The following is a 14,800-nucleotide window of genomic DNA, read 5'->3' on the forward strand; positions in this document are numbered from 1 at the left end:
TCACTTCCCCTTCCACACCCCGGCCCGCTTCTCGATGAAGGCGGCCATGCCCTCGGCCTTGTCTTCGGTCGCAGTAAGGACCTGGAAGATGCGGCGTTCGATCAGGATGCCCTGATCCAGCCCGGTCTCGAACGCGGCATTGACCATTTCCTTGTTGGCGATCGCGGCAAGCGGCGGCATCGCGGCGATTTCGGCGGCCGTCTTGACTGCTTCCTCGACCAGACTGGCGAGCGGCACGACGCGGGCGACCAGGCCGGAGCGTTCGGCTTCGGCAGCGTCCATCATGCGGCCCGTCAGGCACATTTCCATCGCCTTGGCCTTGCCCACCGCACGGGTCAGGCGCTGCGATCCGCCCATTCCGGGGGCGACGCCCAGCTTGATCTCGGGCTGGCCGAACCGGGCATTTTCGCTCGCGATGATGAAATCCGCCATCATCGCCAGCTCGCACCCGCCGCCCAGCGCGAAACCATTGACTGCGGCGATCCATGGCTTGCGGGTTGTCTTGACCAGGTGGCTGGTCCAACGGGCGAAGAAGTCGTCGGCGTAGAACGCGGCGGCAGGTTTGTCGGCCATTTCCTTGATATCGGCCCCGGCGGCAAAGGCCTTTTCGCCTGCCCCGGTCAGCACCGCGCAGCGCTGCGTCGGATCAGCCTCGAACGCGGCGAAGGCGGTGATCAGTTCCTCGAGCACGCCCGAATTGAGGGCGTTGAGCGAGGCAGGACGGTTGAGGGTTATCAGGGTGACCGCGCCGCGCTGTTCGACGAGGATGCTTTCAAAGCTCATAGGGGTTTCCATTCTTCATCCGCCGGCAAGGGCGCAAAAATGCTGTCGATCAGGGCGTCGGTGACCCCTTCGGGCGAGGCCGGATCCCACTTGGGCGCGCCATCCTTGTCGACGATCACCGCACGCACACCCTCGGCAAAGTCTGGCAGGGTCAGCACGCGGCTGCCTATGCGGTATTCCATCGCCATGTTGGCGGCGAAATCCGTGCAGGTCAGGCTGTCCTTCAGCTGGCGCAGTGCGACCTTGCACGTCTGCGGCGACTTGGTGCGCAGCGTGGCCAGCTCCTTGGCCGCCCAGTCGCTGTCTTCGCCTTCAAGGCTGGCTAGCACGTCCTCAAACCGGTCGGAGGCAAAGTGCCTGGCAATCCGGGCAGCGTTGCCTTCGATCCGCGCTTCGGGCGGGGTCACCGCCAGCGCGGCAAGGACCTGTGCCGGGTCGTGACCCGCGGCAAGGCGCGCCTTGGCGTCGGCCAGGCCGTCGTGCGGCAGGTAATGCGTGGCAAGACCGGCCCACTTGCACTCCGCGCCGTCGAGCCGCGCGCCGGTAAGCGCCAGGAACTGCCCGATCCGCCCGGGCAGACGCGACAGATACCAGCCGCCGCCGACATCGGGGAACAGACCGATTCCCGTCTCGGGCATGGCATAGCGCGTATTCTCGGTCGCGACGTGGAACCTGGCCGGCTGCGAAATCCCGACCCCGCCGCCCATGGTGATGCCGTCCATGAAGGCGACCACCGGCTTGGGATAGGTGAAGATCAGATGGTTGAGCTGGTATTCGTCGTGGAAGAACCGGCGGCCCGAAATGCCGCCATCGTTCAGCGCCGAATTGCGCAGGAATGCGATGTCTCCGCCCGAGCAGAACCCGCGTCCTTCGGCGTGGTCGATGATTACCACCTCGACGCTGGGATCCTCGCGCCATTGCAGCAAGGCCTGAGTCATGGCGTGGACCATATCGAGCGTCAGCGCATGGATCGCCTTGGGCCGGTTCAGCGAAAGGAACCCGGCAGCGCCTTCGCGGCGGATCAGGACGTCTTCGGTCATTGTTCGGTTCCTGCAAGCTGGATCAAGTCCCAGCGGTTGCCGGCCACATCGGTGAACACCGCGACCGACCCATAGCCCTCATGGCGCGGTTCGCCGTCAAATGCCACGCCCTTGGCACGCATCGCGGTGTGGGTGGCGGCAAAATCGTCGGTGTAGAGGAAAAAACCGACGCGCCCGCCGGCCTGGTTGCCGATGGCTGCGGCCTGCTGCGGGCTCGCAGCGCGTGCCAGCAGCAATCGCAGGCCGCCGTTTCCGCCCACTTCTACCCAGCGCTTGGTCGCGCTTTCCTGCCGGTCGACCACCAGGCGCATTCCCAACTTTCCGACGAAAAAGGCGATGGCCTCGTCGTAGTCGGGCACGACCAGGGTGACCATGCCCAGCGATAGCGCGGTCATTGCCGCAGCAGATCCCGCCCGACGATCATCCGCATCACCTGGTTGGTCCCTTCAAGGATCGAATGGACCCTGAGGTCGCGCCAGAAGCGTTCGATCGGGTAGTCCTTGAGATAGCCATAGCCGCCGAACAGCTGCAACGCGTCGTTGACGATCTTGCTGCCGCTGTCGGTCGCCAGGCGCTTGGCCATGGCGGAGAAGCGGCTCTTGTCGGGCGCTCCGGCATTGACCTTGGCGGCGGCGAGATAAAGCAGCGCGCGTGCGGCTTCCAGGTCGGTGGCCATGTCGGCCAGCATGAACTGGGTGTTCTGGAAATCGGCCACTGGCTGACCGAACTGCTGGCGTTCCTTGGTGTACTTGACCGCTTCATCCAGGCAGCGCTGTGCCCCGCCCAGCGAGCAGGCGCCGATGTTGAGCCGTCCGCCATCGAGCCCAGCCATGGCGAAGCGGAAGCCTTCGCCCTCGGCGCCGACGCGGTTGGCGACCGGTACCCGGCAATCCTCGAACACCACCTGCGCGGTCGGGCTGGCATTCCAGCCGAGCTTCTTCTCGGGCGCACCGAATGAAAGGCCGGGTGTGTCCTTTTCGACGACCAGGCAGGAAATGCCCTTGGACTTGTCCTCGCCGGTGCGGACCATGCAGACGTAGATGTCGTTGTAGCCCGCGCCGCTGATGAACTGCTTGGTGCCGTTGAGGACGTAGTGATCGCCATCAAGTCGGGCGCTGGTCTTGAGCGCTGCCGCGTCCGAGCCCGAGCCCGGTTCGGTCAGGCAGTAAGAGGCGATCTTGTCCATCGAGACGAGGCTGGGCAGGTAGCGCGCCTTGATCTCGTCACCGCCGAAGCGGTCGATCATCCACGCCGCCATGTTGTGGATCGAGATGTAGGCACTGGTCGCCGGGCAGCCATAGGCCATGGCCTCCATGATCAGCGCGGCTTCCAACCGACCCAGGCCGATCCCGCCGTTCGCTTCCGAGACATAGATCGCCCCGAAGCCCAGCTCGCCCGCGGCTTTCCACACCTCGACCGGATAGTGGGCCTTCTCGTCCCATTCGGCAGCAAAAGGCGTGATGCGGTCGGCCGTGAATTTCTGCGCCATGTCCTGGATGGCCAGCTGATCCTCGGTCAGCGCAAACTGATCGTGCATTCTGTCTTTTCCCCCTTGGCGGCCAACTAACTGCAGCCAACGCTGGCGATTGCCATCGCGTCGTCATAGCCCACGGTCAGCCGGCCGTACTTGAATTCCATGGTCACCGCGGTGCGCGGCGGGACCCAGCGAATTTCCTTTGCCCCGGTGGCGGCAAGCAGGGCCGAACCAAGGCTGCTGCTAGCAGTCTGGCCAATGAACGATTGGCCTGGCGCGGCGTCACAGCTGTTGGCAGCAAGCGGCGGGGGCGTAGCCGCGCCGTCCATCGGGGCGCAGGCGGCCAGCAGGCACGTACCTGCGACTAGTGTCAGTTTCACAGCTGTGCGCAATCGGTCCTCCTCTGCTTACTTGCACCGCGTGTAGGTGCGCGGCCCCGGCACCGCATCGTCGCCGTATTCCTGCAGCACCAGCTGGCCCGCGCCGGACTTGACTTCGAACTGTGCATCGCGGCTCCACTGCATGCCTTCGCCGTCATAGGCCAGGGTCGCGCGCATGCGGTTTTCACTGCTGTCCTTGACCTTGTCGATCCGCGCAACCGATTCGTAGAAACGGATTTCGCGGGCCGAGACGGTGATCATGCCCTTGTTGTCACCCCTTTGCGAGGTGCAGTCGGCCGGAACCAGGCCCCACCGGCCCAGCATCGCCGCCGGGAAGGCGGCGGCCGCAACCGGGCCGGACGGTGCGGCGGTCGGAGTCGCGGTCGGTGCGGCGGGTTCGCTGGCCGCTGGCGGGGGCGGGGCAAAGGTTGCAGCGTCTTCGCTGGGCACGGGCGCCGGTGTTTCGTTCGAGCAGGCGGCGAGGGCGAGCATCGCTGCAAGGGCCAAAACAGAGGTCGGCTTCATCGCTTTGTCTCCAATCCAGGGCCGCCCCGGCTGGAGCGACAAGACTCGACAAACGCGTCGGCGACCGGATCGGTTCCGGCCGTGCCGGTCACCGTAACTGCTGCGCGGGGCAGGGCACCCGTCATGCCTCCATCACCTCGGCCTCGATCTCGACTTTCCACTCGGGGCGGATGAAACCAGAGACGATCAAGGTGGTGCAGGCAGGGCGGGCATCGCCGAACCATTTGCCGTGGACCTGCGCCACGCTGTCAAAATCGGCGCGGTCGGTCAGATAGATGCAGGTCCGCACCGTTTCATCGATATGGCCGTCCAGATCGGCGATCGCCTTGGCGACGATTGCGCAGCACCGCTCCATCTGCGCCGCGGCATCGCCGGGCGTGGTCGATCCGTCGGGTTCGATCGGCGCCGTCCCCGCGACCATGATCTGTTTGCCGGTGCGCACTGCCCGGCAGAACCCGATCACCGGTTCGAGCGGCGAGCCGCTGCTGATACGGCGCTTGGTCAAGCCCTCACCCCATCGTCGGGATGACGAAGGCGTTCGACCCATCGCCGCCGCCATCGGGCCAACGCGCGGTGACCTTCTTGACCTTGGTCCAGAACTTCAGCCCTTCCATCCCGTACTGGTCGGTATCGCCAAAGCCCGAACGCTTCCACCCGCCGAAGCTGTGGTAAGCCACCGGGACAGGGATCGGCACGTTGATTCCGACCATCCCGACATTGACCCGGGCAGCAAATTCGCGCGCGGCGTGGCCGTTGCGGGTGAAGATGGCGACGCCGTTGCCGTACTGGTGCTTGCTGGGCAGGGTCAGCGCCTCTTCGAAATCGTGCGCGCGGACGATCTGCAGCACCGGCCCGAAAATTTCGTTCTGATAGCTCGACATCGCCGGAGTCACCCGGTCAAGCAGCGTCGGGCCGACGAAGTATCCGTCCTCGTGCCCCTGCAGGCTAAAGCCGCGCCCATCGATGACCAGTTCGCTGCCTTCGTCGACCGCGGTCTGGATCCAGCGTTCGATGCTGGCCTTGTGCTGCGCGGTGACGACCGGGCCGTACTGGGCCTCGGGATCGCTCGAAATGCCGATCTTGAGCGCGTGGATCGCCGGGATCAACTTGGCCCTCAGCCGTTCGGCGGTGTCCTCGCCCACCGGCACCACTACCGGCAGCGCCATGCAGCGCTCGCCCGCCGAACCGAAAGCCGCGCCGCACAGATCGCCGACCACCTGGTCAAGATCGGCATCGGGCATGACGATGCCGTGGTTCTTGGCCCCGCCCATCGCCTGGACCCGCTTGCCCGCGGCGACCCCGCGCGAATAGACGTACTGGGCAATGTCGCTGGAGCCGACAAAGCTCACCGCGGAGATCGCCGGGTGATCGAGGATCAGGTCGACCATTTCCTTGTCGCCGTGAACCACCTGGAAAATGCCTTCGGGCAGACCCGCTTCAAGGAACAGTTCGGCCAGCCGCACCGGCACCGAGGGATCGCGCTCGCTCGGCTTGAGGATGAAGGCATTGCCGACGCTGACCGCCATCGCGCCCATCCACAGCGGGATCATCGCCGGGAAGTTGAACGGGGTGATGCCGGCACCGATGCCGAGCGGCTGGCGCATCGAATAGACGTCGATCCCCGGACCTGCGCTCTGGGTATATTCGCCCTTCAGCACGTGGGGCAGGCCGCAGCAGAATTCGACCACTTCCAGCCCGCGCTGGATATCGCCCTTACTGTCGGCGATGACCTTGCCGTGCTCGGCCGACAGCATCGCCGCCAGCTCGTCCATGTGCTTTTCAACCAGCGCCTTGTAATTGAACATCACCCGGGCGCGGCGCTGCGGGTTCATCGCCGCCCAGGCGGGCTGCGCGGCCTGCGCCGCAGCTACTGCGCGATCAAGCGCATCGGCGCTGCCCAGCACGACTTCCGCCTGCTGGCCGCCGTTGTTGGGGTCCATGACCGGGGCCGTGCGCGTGGAAGCCAGGCCGCCCGTACCGCCAACGATGAAATGATCGACCACGCGCATGAAATAATCCTCTCGCTATCTTGCCTTGCCACTGCACCTAGCAGCGAGTCGCGACAAGCGTCGAAATGATAGTTTTCGTCGTTTGGAAAAAACAGTGTAACCATTGGCGAGCGTCGCAGGACCGGTGCATCGGGAGCATGGATAGGGTGGAACAGGCTGAACCCCGTAGCGGCGACCTCGTCCGCAGACATCACCTGGTCACGCGGCTGTGGCACTGGGCCAACGTCGTGACGGTCGCGGTCATGCTGATGAGCGGACTGATGATCTTCAACGCCCATCCGCGGCTCTATTGGGGGGAATACGGCGCAAACGCCCCCGCACGCCGCGATTACGCCTGGCTGGACCTGTCTCACGTCAACAACGGCATACCCTTTCCCGGATGGGCCACGATCCCGTCGAACTACAGCCTGGCCGACGCGCGGCTGTGGCACTTCGCATTTGCCTGGCTGCTGGTAGCGATCCTGGTCGGTTATCTTCTATGGTCGCTGGTCAGTGGTCATCTGAAGCGCGATCTCGCGCCAGATCGAGCCGAGCTGGCCCCGCGTCACCTGTGGCACGATATCCTGGACCATGCCCGGCTGCGCTTTCCCACGGGCGTGGCGGCGCTGCGCTACAACATCCTGCAGAAGCTGGCCTATGGCAGCGTGCTGGCCGTGCTGCTGCCTGGCGTGGTCCTGACCGGGCTGACCATGTCACCCGGGTTCAGCGCGGCGGCCCCGTTCCTGCTGGACCTGTTTGGCGGACGGCAATCGGCGCGATCGTTGCATTTTCTATGCGCAGGCGGACTGTTCGCCTTCTTCCTTGTCCATATTGCGATGGTCGTGCTGGCCGGGCCGATCAACGAAGTGCGCTCGATGATCACGGGCTGGTATCGTTTGCCCGGCAATCCGGAGCAACAGCCATGATCGTTTCCCGCCGCAAGCTGATCGGAATGGGCGCGGCCGGCGCGGGCGGGCTGCTGCTGGGCGGCTGTGACAAGCTCAATGGCTCTGAAACCTTCCGCGGCGCGCTTGGCAGTGCAACCGACCTGACCATGCGCAGCCAGCGCCTGCTGATGGGCGATGCCCTGGCGCGCGAGTTCACCGAGGCCGAGATGTCGCCGGTGTTCAAGGCCAACGGCAGCCTGGGGGTGAGCGATCCGGTCTATCGCCAGCACTTCGACCAGGGCTTTGCCCAGTGGACCTTGCAGGTCGACGGCCTGGTCAAGCAGCCGCTGGCCTTGCCGCTCAGCGCGCTCAGGGCATTGCCGCAGCGCACCCAGATCACCCGGCACGACTGCGTTGAGGGGTGGAGCGCGATCGGCAAGTGGCAGGGGCCGCCGCTCGCCGCCGTGCTGGCCCAGGCAGGCCTGCTGCCATCCGCCCGCTATGTCGTGTTTCACTGCGCCGACATGCTGCGCGGCGCGCCCTATTACGAATCGATCGACCTGGTCGATGCCTTCCACCCCCAGACGATCCTGGCCTGGCGTATGAACGACCAGCCGCTGAGCGAGCCGCATGGCGCGCCGATCCGGCTGCGCGTCGAACGCCAGCTGGGCTACAAGCAAGCCAAGTACATTATGCGGATCGAACTGCGCGATACCCTGGCCGGGCTCCACGGCGGCAAGGGCGGGCGCTGGGAAGACGCGCTCGGCTACCAGTGGTACGCCGGGATCTGATCAGATCAGCTTGCGTACCTGTTCCGCCGAATAGAGCCACAGGTCCGCGCCTTCGCGCCGGACGCTGCCCATCGCCTTGTTGAATTCGGCCATATGCGCACTGGCGGAATGGCCGGCGAGCGCTTCCTGGCTGTCCCAGCGTTCCGAAATGCGGATCAGATCGGGATCGGCGATGTCGCGGGCAAAAGAATAGTGCAGGCAACCCGCTTCCTGGTTGGTCGCGGTGACCATCGCCCGGGCCTGGTCGGCGACCTTGTCGAATTCACCAGTCGCCAGCTTTATCCAGCCTTCGATCAGCAGCATATCGTCTCTCCCTTGTATCCCTTAGCACCACGGCTGGCGTGCGCCGCCGGCGTAGCGCCGGACAGTGCCGCTGGCCACCATTTCGTCGGCGATCGACTGGACACTGCTGCCGGGCGGCACGCGGACCAGGTTGAACAGCTCGCGGCCGTATTCATCGCGCCCTGCCGGGCCGGTCAACGAAAACGAGCCGCGGTTGAGCACGGCCAGCAACTTGGACTGTGCCTCTAGCCCCTTCTTCGCTTCGTCGAGGCAGCGCGGCGGATGCAGTTCAGGCGCGTCGATGCCGATGATGCGGATCGAACGCTGGCCCAGCTTGATCGTATCGCCGTCGACCACGCAATTGGTGGCGCGGCCTTTGCCGCAGACGGTAAAGGCGGGGGAGACGGTCTCGCTGCTGGCATCGGGCGCTGGCACCGCCGTTTCGCGTACGCCCAGCCATATGCTGATCGCGACGATCGCCGCCAAGGGCAGCCAGGTCCGTGCCAGACGGCGCCAGTCGCGCCGCCGCTTGCCGCCCTGCCACTGGCTGGTCGGCAGGACCTGGCCGTAATCGCCGGGGCGGGTCCATTTGCGGCGGCGGCGGAAGGGAAGCAGGTCACCCATTCCTCCGCGCTAGGCCACATCAGCCCCTCGAGGCAAGCAGCGTGCACCAGTCCGAGCGGCGCCCTCGCCAGGTTTCGGCCAGTCCCTCTTCGACCAGCTGCGCGCCCAGCGACCTGCCGCCGCGCGTCAAGACCCGCAACTGTCGGCCATAGCGATCGACCGCGCGGCCCTGGGTGACCAGCACGAACTGGCCCGCATTGAGCAGCGCGGCCAGGCGACTGGCGGCGCGTTCGCCCAGCACATGTTCGGCCGGACAGCCCGCGCCATGTGTCTCGGGCGCGTTGATGTCGGCGATGCGGATTTTCTCGCCGTGTAGCCAGAACGTGTCGCCATCGACCACGCAGGTGTCGCGCGGTCCGGACGGGCAAAGGGCGAAGGCGGCAGCCGCCAAAGTGAGGATGTCCATGCCCGCGAACTGGTCGCGGAAATGGGCTTTTCACTATCCGGGCAACTACGTGGTTTCGCTCCGTTACGGAGCTTCAAAGCCCGGATTCAAGCCGCGGCAAGCGTCAGGAACATGCCCGCAAGCGCTGCGCTCATCAGGTTGGACAGGCTGCCCGCGGCCAGGGCTTTCAGGCCCAGGCGCGCGATCACCGGACGCTGGTTGGGGGCAAGCCCTCCGGCGACCGCCATCTGGATCGCGATCGAGCTGAAATTGGCAAAGCCGCACAGCGCAAAGGTGACGATCGCCTGGGTCTGCGGGCTGAGGCCACTGGCCTTGCCCAGGTCGATGAAGGCAACGAATTCGTTCAGCACCACTTTGGTCCCGAAAAACCCACCGGCGCGCATCGATTCGGACCAGTCGGGCGCGCCGAGCAGATAGAATACCGGGGCGAAAACATAGCCCAACACTTGCTGGAACGACAGTTCCGGATGACCGAACCATCCGCCGATACCGCCGACGATGCCGTTGGCCAGCGCGACCAGCGCGACGAAGGCCAGCACCATGGCGCCGACTGCCACTGCCAGCCGCACCCCGGTTTGCGCGCCTTGCGCCGCAGCCATGATGATGTTTGCCGGGCGTTCTTCGCCATTGTCGCCGTCCAGTGCGACGACGTCGGGTTCGGAGACGACCTCATCTTTTGGATCGGGCATGATGATCTTGGCCATCAGAATGCCGCCCGGTGCCGACATGAAGGCCGCGGCAACCAGATAGTCGATGCGGATGCCCATGCTGGCATAGGCCGCCAGGATCGTACCGGCGACCCCGGCCATGCCGACGCTCATCAGGCAGAACAGCTGCGACGGCGTCAGCGCGGCCAGATAGGGGCGGATCACCAGCGGGCTTTCCGACTGGCCGACGAAGATGTTGGCGGCTGCGGACAGGCTTTCCACGCGCGAAATGCCGGTGATCTTTTCAAGTCCCCCGCCGATCCATTTAATGACCAGCTGCATGATCCCGACGTAATAAAGGATCGAGATCAGTGCGGCGAAAAAGATGATCACCGGCAGTGCGGCAATAGCAAAGCTGTTGCCGCCGATTTCCGGCTTGGCCAGCGGGCCGAAGATGAATTCGGTCCCGGCGTGGGCATAGCTGAGCAGCGCCGATACGCCCCCTGATATCGCCTGCAGCGCGCGGTTGCCCCACGGCACATAGAGCACCAGCGCGGCAAGGCCAGCCTGCAGGGCGAAGGCGGCTCCGACCACGCGCGGCCGGATCGCGCGGCGGTCCGACGACAATAGGAACGCGATGCCCAGGATCAGCAGCATGCCCAGCAGGCTCAACAGGATTTTCATGGCGGCCCAGCGTTCCCTAATTGCTCTCGAGACCGGGTGGTAACGCCTCTGCCTGCGCAGTCAAATCGCCGCCGCGTCAGGGCTGGGGACGAATGTGCTCGCGCCACTTTCGCACCGTGCCCGCCCTCGCTAAGCCTGCGCGGATGGATAAGCCCAGCCCGGCCGGGGTCGTCTCGATCCCCAAATCGCTTTTCGTTTTTTCGCTGCTTTATGGCGGCCTGTGCGTTCTGGCCGGGGTGCTGGGAACCAAGATCGCCTCGCTGGGACACTGGCCTGTGCTGGGCGATCTGGCAGTGGAAAGCGGGATCTTCGCGTTCCTGCTGCTGGTCGTGATGAGCAGTGCCGTGTCCGAACTGTTCGGCCAGGCGACGGCCAACCGCATGGTTCGTTATGGCTTCATCCCGCTGATCGTCTCGATGATTTTGCTGACGATCGTCATCCGCCTGGTGCCGCCGGCGCCGTTCTGGAACGATCAGGACGCCTTCGCGCGCTTGCTGGGTCAGGGCGCGCGGATGCAGTTTGCCGGGTTGATTTCCTATGGCACCTCGCAAACGCTCAACGTCTATCTGTTCTCGCGCCTGATGGGCGGGCAGGGCAAGCAACTGATGGTCCGCGCCTGGATTGCCAGTCTGCTCAGCCAGGTGGTCGACACGATCCTGTTCATCACGATCAGTTTCTATGGCCAGGACATGCCGCTGATGCAGATCATGGAAGGCCAGATCATTTCGAAGCTGGTGCTTTCGACCATCATGGTCCCGCCGCTGATCGTGGTCTTTGTCCGGCTGGGCCGCTGGCTTGACGGGCACACGGCCTAAAACAGGTTCAATTCGCGGCAAAGCGGGGTAAAGGCGGCCCATGCCGAATACCACCGACCCTGACGCTGAACGCACCCGCAACCTGGCCAAGGCCGAAACGCTGATCGAGGCGCTGCCTTACCTGCAGCGCTATGCCGGCAAGACCTTTGTCGTGAAGTACGGCGGCCACGCCATGGGCGATCCGGAACTGGCACGCGACTTTGCCGAAGACGTCGTGCTGCTGAAAGCGGTCGGGATCAATCCGGTCGTGGTTCATGGCGGCGGGCCGCAGATTGGCGCAATGCTCAAGAAGCTGGGGGTCGAAAGCCGTTTCGTCGATGGATTGCGCGTGACCGACAAGGAAACTGCCGAAGTCGCCGAAATGGTCCTGTCCGGCGCGATCAACAAGGAGCTGGTCGGCTGGATCGCCGGGGCCGGCGGCAAGGCAATCGGCATATCGGGCAAGGACGGCGGACTGGTTACCGCGAGCAAGGTCCAGCGCACCACCCGTGACCCGGACAGCAATATCGAACAGGTGGTCGACCTGGGCTTTGTCGGCGAGCCGGAAACGGTCGACATCACCATCATCGAAACCGCCTGCGCTGCCGGGATGATCCCAGTGATCGCGCCGATTGCGGCAGGCAGCGACGGTGCGACCTATAATATCAACGCCGATACCATGGCAGGGGCGATCGCGGCGGCGCTGGGCGCATCGCGGCTGTTCCTGCTGACCGACGTTGCCGGCGTGCTCGACAAGGACAAGCAGCTGCTCACCGACCTTAATCCCGCAGACATTGCCGCGCTGCAGGCCGACGGCACGATCAGTGGCGGGATGATCCCCAAGCTGGAAACCTGCATTCACGCGGTCGAGGCCGGGTGCGAGGCGGCGGTCGTGCTCGACGGCCGGGTGCCCCACGCGATGCTGCTCGAATTCTTTACCTCTCGCGGCGCAGGTACGCTGATCCGCGCCTGATCATTGCCTGGCGGCGGGAACTGCAAGGAGGCTTCATGCGTCTTAGGCCCATGCTTTCACGAATGTCCGCCATGACGGTGCTTTCGGCCCTGGCGATCCATCTTTCCGGGTGCGACCGGGCTGAGCCGGTGCCGCAGGCCAGCGGTACTGCAGAAGCAGTTACCGCGGAATCGGCGGCCGCTGTGCCCGCGCCTGTCGAAACGTCGCTGGCCATCCTGCCCAAGGCCGTGCCGCCGTCGACCTCGCGCGACCCGCAGGAAGTATTGCTATCCTGGGCCAAGGCCGTCAGCCTGAAGGACTGGCCCACAGCTTACGGCTATTGGGGCGATCATGGCGCGCAGAGTGGTATGACTCTCGACCAGTTCAAGGCCAGCTGGGGCAAGCTGCAGCAGCCGGACCTGGAGATTGGCAAGGGCGACCAGGAAGGCGCGGCCGGCTCATCCTACTACACCGTCCCGATCACCATCATCGACGGCCAGCGCCGCATTCCCGGCGAAGTCGTGCTGCGCCGCGTCAATGACGTCGATGGCGCTACTTCAGAGCAGCTGCGCTGGCATATTGAAAGCACCACGCTGAAGCCCTAGGGCGGATTCCAGCCCAAACGCGGGCGTTGAAGGGAAACCGCCTTGCTTTTGATGTCGATTTTGTCGGCGCTGGGTTATCTGATCTGGATCGTCCGGATGGTGCTCATCTGCCAGTTCGTGCTTTACCTCTTGATCGCGTTCAACGTGATCGACTTGCGCAACCGCTTCGTTGCCGGGCTGTGGGAAGCGCTGAATGCCATCCTTGAGCCGATGCTCGGACCGATCCGGCGGCGGATGCCGGCCGTTGGCGGCATGGATTTCTCGTACATGGTCTTGCTGTTCGGACTGTGGATTCTCCAATCGATCCTCAATGCCGTGGCCGTTTCGGTGCTGGCATGACGGCGCAGGTCATTGATGGAAAAGCCTTTGCCGCGGGTCTTCGTGCGCGGGTCGCGGACTTGGCAGCGACGTTCGAGCAGGCGGCCGGACGCAAGGCTGGCCTTGCCGTCGTGCTGGTCGGCAGCGATCCAGCCAGCCAGGTCTATGTCGCCTCGAAGGCCAAGCAGACCGCCGAATGCGGCATGGCCAGCTTCGAACACCGCCTGCCCGAGGATACGGTACAGGCCGATCTGCTGGCGCTGGTCGATGCGCTCAACGCCGATCCTGCGGTTGACGGCATCCTGGTCCAGCTGCCCTTGCCGGGCCACCTCGACGAGCAGCAGGTGGTGGCGCGGATCGATCCGGACAAGGACGTCGACGGGCTCACCCCGCTCAGCAGCGGGCGGCTCGCGCTGGGTCAGCCGGGCCTGGTGCCGTGCACTCCGCTGGGCAGCCTGATGCTGCTCAAGGACCGGCTCGGCAATCTTTCCGGCCTGGATGCTGTGGTCATCGGCCGCTCGATCCTTGTCGGTAAGCCGATGGCCCAGCTGCTCCTGGCGGAGAACTGCACGGTCACCATTGCCCACAGCCGCACCCGCGACCTGCCCGAAGTGGTTCGCCGCGCCGACATCGTCGTCGCTGCTGTCGGCCGGCCGGAAATGGTTCGGGGGGATTGGATCAAGCCGGGCGCGACGGTGATCGACGTCGGCATTAACCGCCTGCCGCCCGAAGCGGGTCAGGCGAAAGGCCGGCTGGTCGGCGATGTCGCCTTTGCCGAAGCGCTTGAAGTGGCCGGGGCCGTGACCCCGGTGCCGGGCGGGGTCGGTCCGATGACCATCGCGGTGCTGCTGCGCAACGCCCTGGTCGCGGCGCATCGCAATGCCGGGGTGGCGCTGGCTGAAGCAGCGTTGTAAGCCCTTGCCCATGAAGCGCGCGCTCCTTGGCCTTGTGGCCGCATCGATTGCCTTGTCTCCCGCCCTGGCCCGTGATCGCGATCCCGGGCGCGGCTATGCCAACCCCAGCGCGGTGATTGCCGCGGAAATCGCCTTTGCCAAGCTGGCTGCCGAGAAGGGCCAGTGGACCGCGTTCCGTGCCACCGCAACCAAGGATGCGGTGATGTTCGAACCGCACATGGTGCTGGCTCAGGACTGGCTGAAGACCAGGATCGACCCGCCGAAGTCGGTCGCCTGGCAACCGCACCAGGTCTGGTCGAGCTGCGACGGCAGCTATGCCGTGACGCGCGGGGCGTGGCAGCGCGAGGGCAGCACCGGCTATTTCACCACCGTCTGGCAGCGCCAGAAGGACGGCAAATACAAGTGGATCATGGACCAGGGCGATGCGCTCCCATTTCCCATGGATGCGCCCGAAATGATCATGGCCAAGGTCGCCGATTGTCCGCCGGGCTATCGCGGCAAGTCGCCCAAGCCGGCCAAGGTGCCGCCCGCGCCGTTCGATCCGGCGCTGCGCGCGGGCAAGTCGGATGACGGCACCCTGACCTGGACCGCCACGGTCGCGCCGGACAATGCGCGCCGCTTCATCGTCACCATGGTCAGTGCCGGTCAGCCGGTGACGGTGCAGGACCTTCAGGTCGAAGCCCCCGCCAGATAGGGCTGGCTGCGC

The 14,800-nt window shown here is 65.2% G+C and carries 20 protein-coding genes; 8 read left to right on the forward strand and 12 right to left on the reverse strand.

The genetic code is table 11. The annotated features are described in order from the left end of the window. The 8 genes from ACFFF7_RS11835 to ACFFF7_RS11870 all read right to left on the reverse strand — a co-directional run bounded on the left by ACFFF7_RS11835 (window position 1) and on the right by ACFFF7_RS11870 (window position 6,211). Complete coding sequence (locus tag ACFFF7_RS11835) at window positions 1-783, reverse strand: enoyl-CoA hydratase-related protein (protein WP_379481557.1); 783 nt, start codon at window positions 781-783, stop codon at window positions 1-3. Continuing rightward, window positions 780-1,823, reverse strand: coding sequence for an enoyl-CoA hydratase/isomerase family protein (locus ACFFF7_RS11840; RefSeq protein ID WP_379481558.1), 1,044 nt, complete (start codon window positions 1,821-1,823; stop codon window positions 780-782). Before ACFFF7_RS11840 ends, ACFFF7_RS11835 begins: the two co-directional genes overlap by 4 nt. Beyond that, the gene (locus tag ACFFF7_RS11845) at window positions 1,820-2,218 is read right to left on the reverse strand and encodes a VOC family protein (RefSeq protein ID WP_379481559.1); all 399 of its coding nucleotides are present in this window, start codon (window positions 2,216-2,218) and stop codon (window positions 1,820-1,822) included. The genes ACFFF7_RS11840 and ACFFF7_RS11845 overlap by 4 nt, the downstream gene beginning before the upstream one ends. Beyond that, window positions 2,215-3,360 (reverse strand): acyl-CoA dehydrogenase family protein, encoded by a 1,146-nt coding sequence (locus ACFFF7_RS11850; protein ID WP_379481560.1) that lies wholly within the window; start codon window positions 3,358-3,360, stop codon window positions 2,215-2,217. The genes ACFFF7_RS11845 and ACFFF7_RS11850 overlap by 4 nt, the downstream gene beginning before the upstream one ends. Before the next feature lie 26 nt (window positions 3,361-3,386). Continuing rightward, complete coding sequence (locus tag ACFFF7_RS11855; protein ID WP_379481561.1) at window positions 3,387-3,677, reverse strand: I78 family peptidase inhibitor; 291 nt, start codon at window positions 3,675-3,677, stop codon at window positions 3,387-3,389. Between the two features lie 27 nt (window positions 3,678-3,704). Further along, on the reverse strand, window positions 3,705-4,202 hold the full coding sequence (locus ACFFF7_RS11860; RefSeq protein ID WP_379481562.1) for a hypothetical protein: 498 nt from the start codon (window positions 4,200-4,202) through the stop codon (window positions 3,705-3,707). A 121-nt stretch (window positions 4,203-4,323) separates the two neighbouring features. Next, on the reverse strand, window positions 4,324-4,707 hold the full coding sequence (locus ACFFF7_RS11865; protein ID WP_379481563.1) for a RidA family protein: 384 nt from the start codon (window positions 4,705-4,707) through the stop codon (window positions 4,324-4,326). Between the two features lie 4 nt (window positions 4,708-4,711). Beyond that, window positions 4,712-6,211, reverse strand: a complete 1,500-nt coding sequence (locus ACFFF7_RS11870) for a CoA-acylating methylmalonate-semialdehyde dehydrogenase (RefSeq protein ID WP_379481564.1) — start codon at window positions 6,209-6,211, stop codon at window positions 4,712-4,714. Window positions 6,212-6,348: 137 nt separating this feature from the next. Between ACFFF7_RS11870 and ACFFF7_RS11875 the strand changes: the two genes are divergently transcribed. Then, entirely contained in the window at window positions 6,349-7,116 is a 768-nt protein-coding gene (locus ACFFF7_RS11875; protein ID WP_379481565.1) for a cytochrome b/b6 domain-containing protein, read from the forward strand. Then, window positions 7,113-7,868: a molybdopterin-dependent oxidoreductase gene (locus ACFFF7_RS11880; protein WP_379481566.1), complete on the forward strand. Its 756-nt coding sequence runs from the start codon at window positions 7,113-7,115 to the stop codon at window positions 7,866-7,868. Before ACFFF7_RS11875 ends, ACFFF7_RS11880 begins: the two co-directional genes overlap by 4 nt. Here the strand turns inward: ACFFF7_RS11880 and ACFFF7_RS11885 are convergent, their stop codons facing one another. The 4 genes from ACFFF7_RS11885 to ACFFF7_RS11900 all read right to left on the reverse strand — a co-directional run bounded on the left by ACFFF7_RS11885 (window position 7,869) and on the right by ACFFF7_RS11900 (window position 10,511). Beyond that, entirely contained in the window at window positions 7,869-8,171 is a 303-nt protein-coding gene (locus ACFFF7_RS11885) for a putative quinol monooxygenase (protein ID WP_379481567.1), read from the reverse strand. Window positions 8,172-8,192: 21 nt separating this feature from the next. Continuing rightward, entirely contained in the window at window positions 8,193-8,774 is a 582-nt protein-coding gene (locus tag ACFFF7_RS11890) for a thermonuclease family protein (protein ID WP_379481568.1), read from the reverse strand. A 19-nt stretch (window positions 8,775-8,793) separates the two neighbouring features. Continuing rightward, the gene (locus ACFFF7_RS11895) at window positions 8,794-9,180 is read right to left on the reverse strand and encodes a thermonuclease family protein (RefSeq protein WP_379481569.1); all 387 of its coding nucleotides are present in this window, start codon (window positions 9,178-9,180) and stop codon (window positions 8,794-8,796) included. An 86-nt stretch (window positions 9,181-9,266) separates the two neighbouring features. Next, window positions 9,267-10,511 carry a NupC/NupG family nucleoside CNT transporter gene (locus ACFFF7_RS11900; RefSeq protein ID WP_379481570.1) on the reverse strand — a complete coding sequence of 415 codons (1,245 nt, stop codon included), beginning with the start codon at window positions 10,509-10,511 and terminating at the stop codon, window positions 9,267-9,269. Between the two features lie 143 nt (window positions 10,512-10,654). Here ACFFF7_RS11900 and ACFFF7_RS11905 point away from each other — a divergent pair, with 143 nt between their 5' ends. The 6 genes from ACFFF7_RS11905 to ACFFF7_RS11930 are packed head-to-tail and all read left to right on the forward strand — an operon-like array spanning window position 10,655 to window position 14,788. Further along, on the forward strand, window positions 10,655-11,326 hold the full coding sequence (locus ACFFF7_RS11905; protein WP_379481571.1) for a queuosine precursor transporter: 672 nt from the start codon (window positions 10,655-10,657) through the stop codon (window positions 11,324-11,326). Window positions 11,327-11,366: 40 nt separating this feature from the next. Then, a complete protein-coding gene (gene argB / locus ACFFF7_RS11910) occupies window positions 11,367-12,278 on the forward strand; it encodes an acetylglutamate kinase (protein ID WP_379481572.1) in 912 nt (303 codons plus the stop codon). Between the two features lie 35 nt (window positions 12,279-12,313). Continuing rightward, complete coding sequence (locus tag ACFFF7_RS11915) at window positions 12,314-12,862, forward strand: hypothetical protein (RefSeq protein WP_379481573.1); 549 nt, start codon at window positions 12,314-12,316, stop codon at window positions 12,860-12,862. A gap of 51 nt (window positions 12,863-12,913) precedes the next feature. Continuing rightward, the gene (locus ACFFF7_RS11920) at window positions 12,914-13,201 is read left to right on the forward strand and encodes a YggT family protein (protein ID WP_379481574.1); all 288 of its coding nucleotides are present in this window, start codon (window positions 12,914-12,916) and stop codon (window positions 13,199-13,201) included. Continuing rightward, window positions 13,198-14,094: a bifunctional methylenetetrahydrofolate dehydrogenase/methenyltetrahydrofolate cyclohydrolase FolD gene (folD, locus tag ACFFF7_RS11925; protein ID WP_379481575.1), complete on the forward strand. Its 897-nt coding sequence runs from the start codon at window positions 13,198-13,200 to the stop codon at window positions 14,092-14,094. The genes ACFFF7_RS11920 and folD overlap by 4 nt, the downstream gene beginning before the upstream one ends. Window positions 14,095-14,104: 10 nt before the next feature. Continuing rightward, on the forward strand, window positions 14,105-14,788 hold the full coding sequence (locus ACFFF7_RS11930) for a Cif family virulence factor (protein ID WP_379481576.1): 684 nt from the start codon (window positions 14,105-14,107) through the stop codon (window positions 14,786-14,788). The last annotated feature ends 12 nt before the right edge of the window (window positions 14,789-14,800 follow it).

Source organism: Novosphingobium aquiterrae (genome assembly GCF_042434435.1).
In the GTDB taxonomy this organism is placed as follows: Bacteria; Pseudomonadota; Alphaproteobacteria; order Sphingomonadales; family Sphingomonadaceae; genus Novosphingobium; species Novosphingobium aquiterrae.

Bases quoted from the DNA above. Each gene is read 5' to 3' on its own strand.
- ACFFF7_RS11835 (WP_379481557.1), bottom strand. From the start codon at position 783: ATGAGCTTTGAAAGCATCCTCGTCGAACAGCGCGGCGCGGTCACCCTG.
- ACFFF7_RS11840 (WP_379481558.1), bottom strand. From the start codon at position 1,823: ATGACCGAAGACGTCCTGATCCGCCGCGAAGGCGCTGCCGGGTTCCTT.
- ACFFF7_RS11845 (WP_379481559.1), bottom strand. From the start codon at position 2,218: ATGACCGCGCTATCGCTGGGCATGGTCACCCTGGTCGTGCCCGACTAC.
- ACFFF7_RS11850 (WP_379481560.1), bottom strand. From the start codon at position 3,360: ATGCACGATCAGTTTGCGCTGACCGAGGATCAGCTGGCCATCCAGGAC.
- ACFFF7_RS11860 (WP_379481562.1), bottom strand. From the start codon at position 4,202: ATGAAGCCGACCTCTGTTTTGGCCCTTGCAGCGATGCTCGCCCTCGCC.
- ACFFF7_RS11870 (WP_379481564.1), bottom strand. From the start codon at position 6,211: ATGCGCGTGGTCGATCATTTCATCGTTGGCGGTACGGGCGGCCTGGCT.
- ACFFF7_RS11875 (WP_379481565.1), top strand. From the start codon at position 6,349: ATGGATAGGGTGGAACAGGCTGAACCCCGTAGCGGCGACCTCGTCCGC.
- ACFFF7_RS11880 (WP_379481566.1), top strand. From the start codon at position 7,113: ATGATCGTTTCCCGCCGCAAGCTGATCGGAATGGGCGCGGCCGGCGCG.
- ACFFF7_RS11885 (WP_379481567.1), bottom strand. From the start codon at position 8,171: ATGCTGCTGATCGAAGGCTGGATAAAGCTGGCGACTGGTGAATTCGAC.
- ACFFF7_RS11890 (WP_379481568.1), bottom strand. From the start codon at position 8,774: ATGGGTGACCTGCTTCCCTTCCGCCGCCGCCGCAAATGGACCCGCCCC.
- ACFFF7_RS11895 (WP_379481569.1), bottom strand. From the start codon at position 9,180: ATGGACATCCTCACTTTGGCGGCTGCCGCCTTCGCCCTTTGCCCGTCC.
- ACFFF7_RS11900 (WP_379481570.1), bottom strand. From the start codon at position 10,511: ATGAAAATCCTGTTGAGCCTGCTGGGCATGCTGCTGATCCTGGGCATC.
- ACFFF7_RS11905 (WP_379481571.1), top strand. From the start codon at position 10,655: ATGGATAAGCCCAGCCCGGCCGGGGTCGTCTCGATCCCCAAATCGCTT.
- argB (WP_379481572.1), top strand. From the start codon at position 11,367: ATGCCGAATACCACCGACCCTGACGCTGAACGCACCCGCAACCTGGCC.
- ACFFF7_RS11915 (WP_379481573.1), top strand. From the start codon at position 12,314: ATGCGTCTTAGGCCCATGCTTTCACGAATGTCCGCCATGACGGTGCTT.
- ACFFF7_RS11920 (WP_379481574.1), top strand. From the start codon at position 12,914: ATGTCGATTTTGTCGGCGCTGGGTTATCTGATCTGGATCGTCCGGATG.
- folD (WP_379481575.1), top strand. From the start codon at position 13,198: ATGACGGCGCAGGTCATTGATGGAAAAGCCTTTGCCGCGGGTCTTCGT.
- ACFFF7_RS11930 (WP_379481576.1), top strand. From the start codon at position 14,105: ATGAAGCGCGCGCTCCTTGGCCTTGTGGCCGCATCGATTGCCTTGTCT.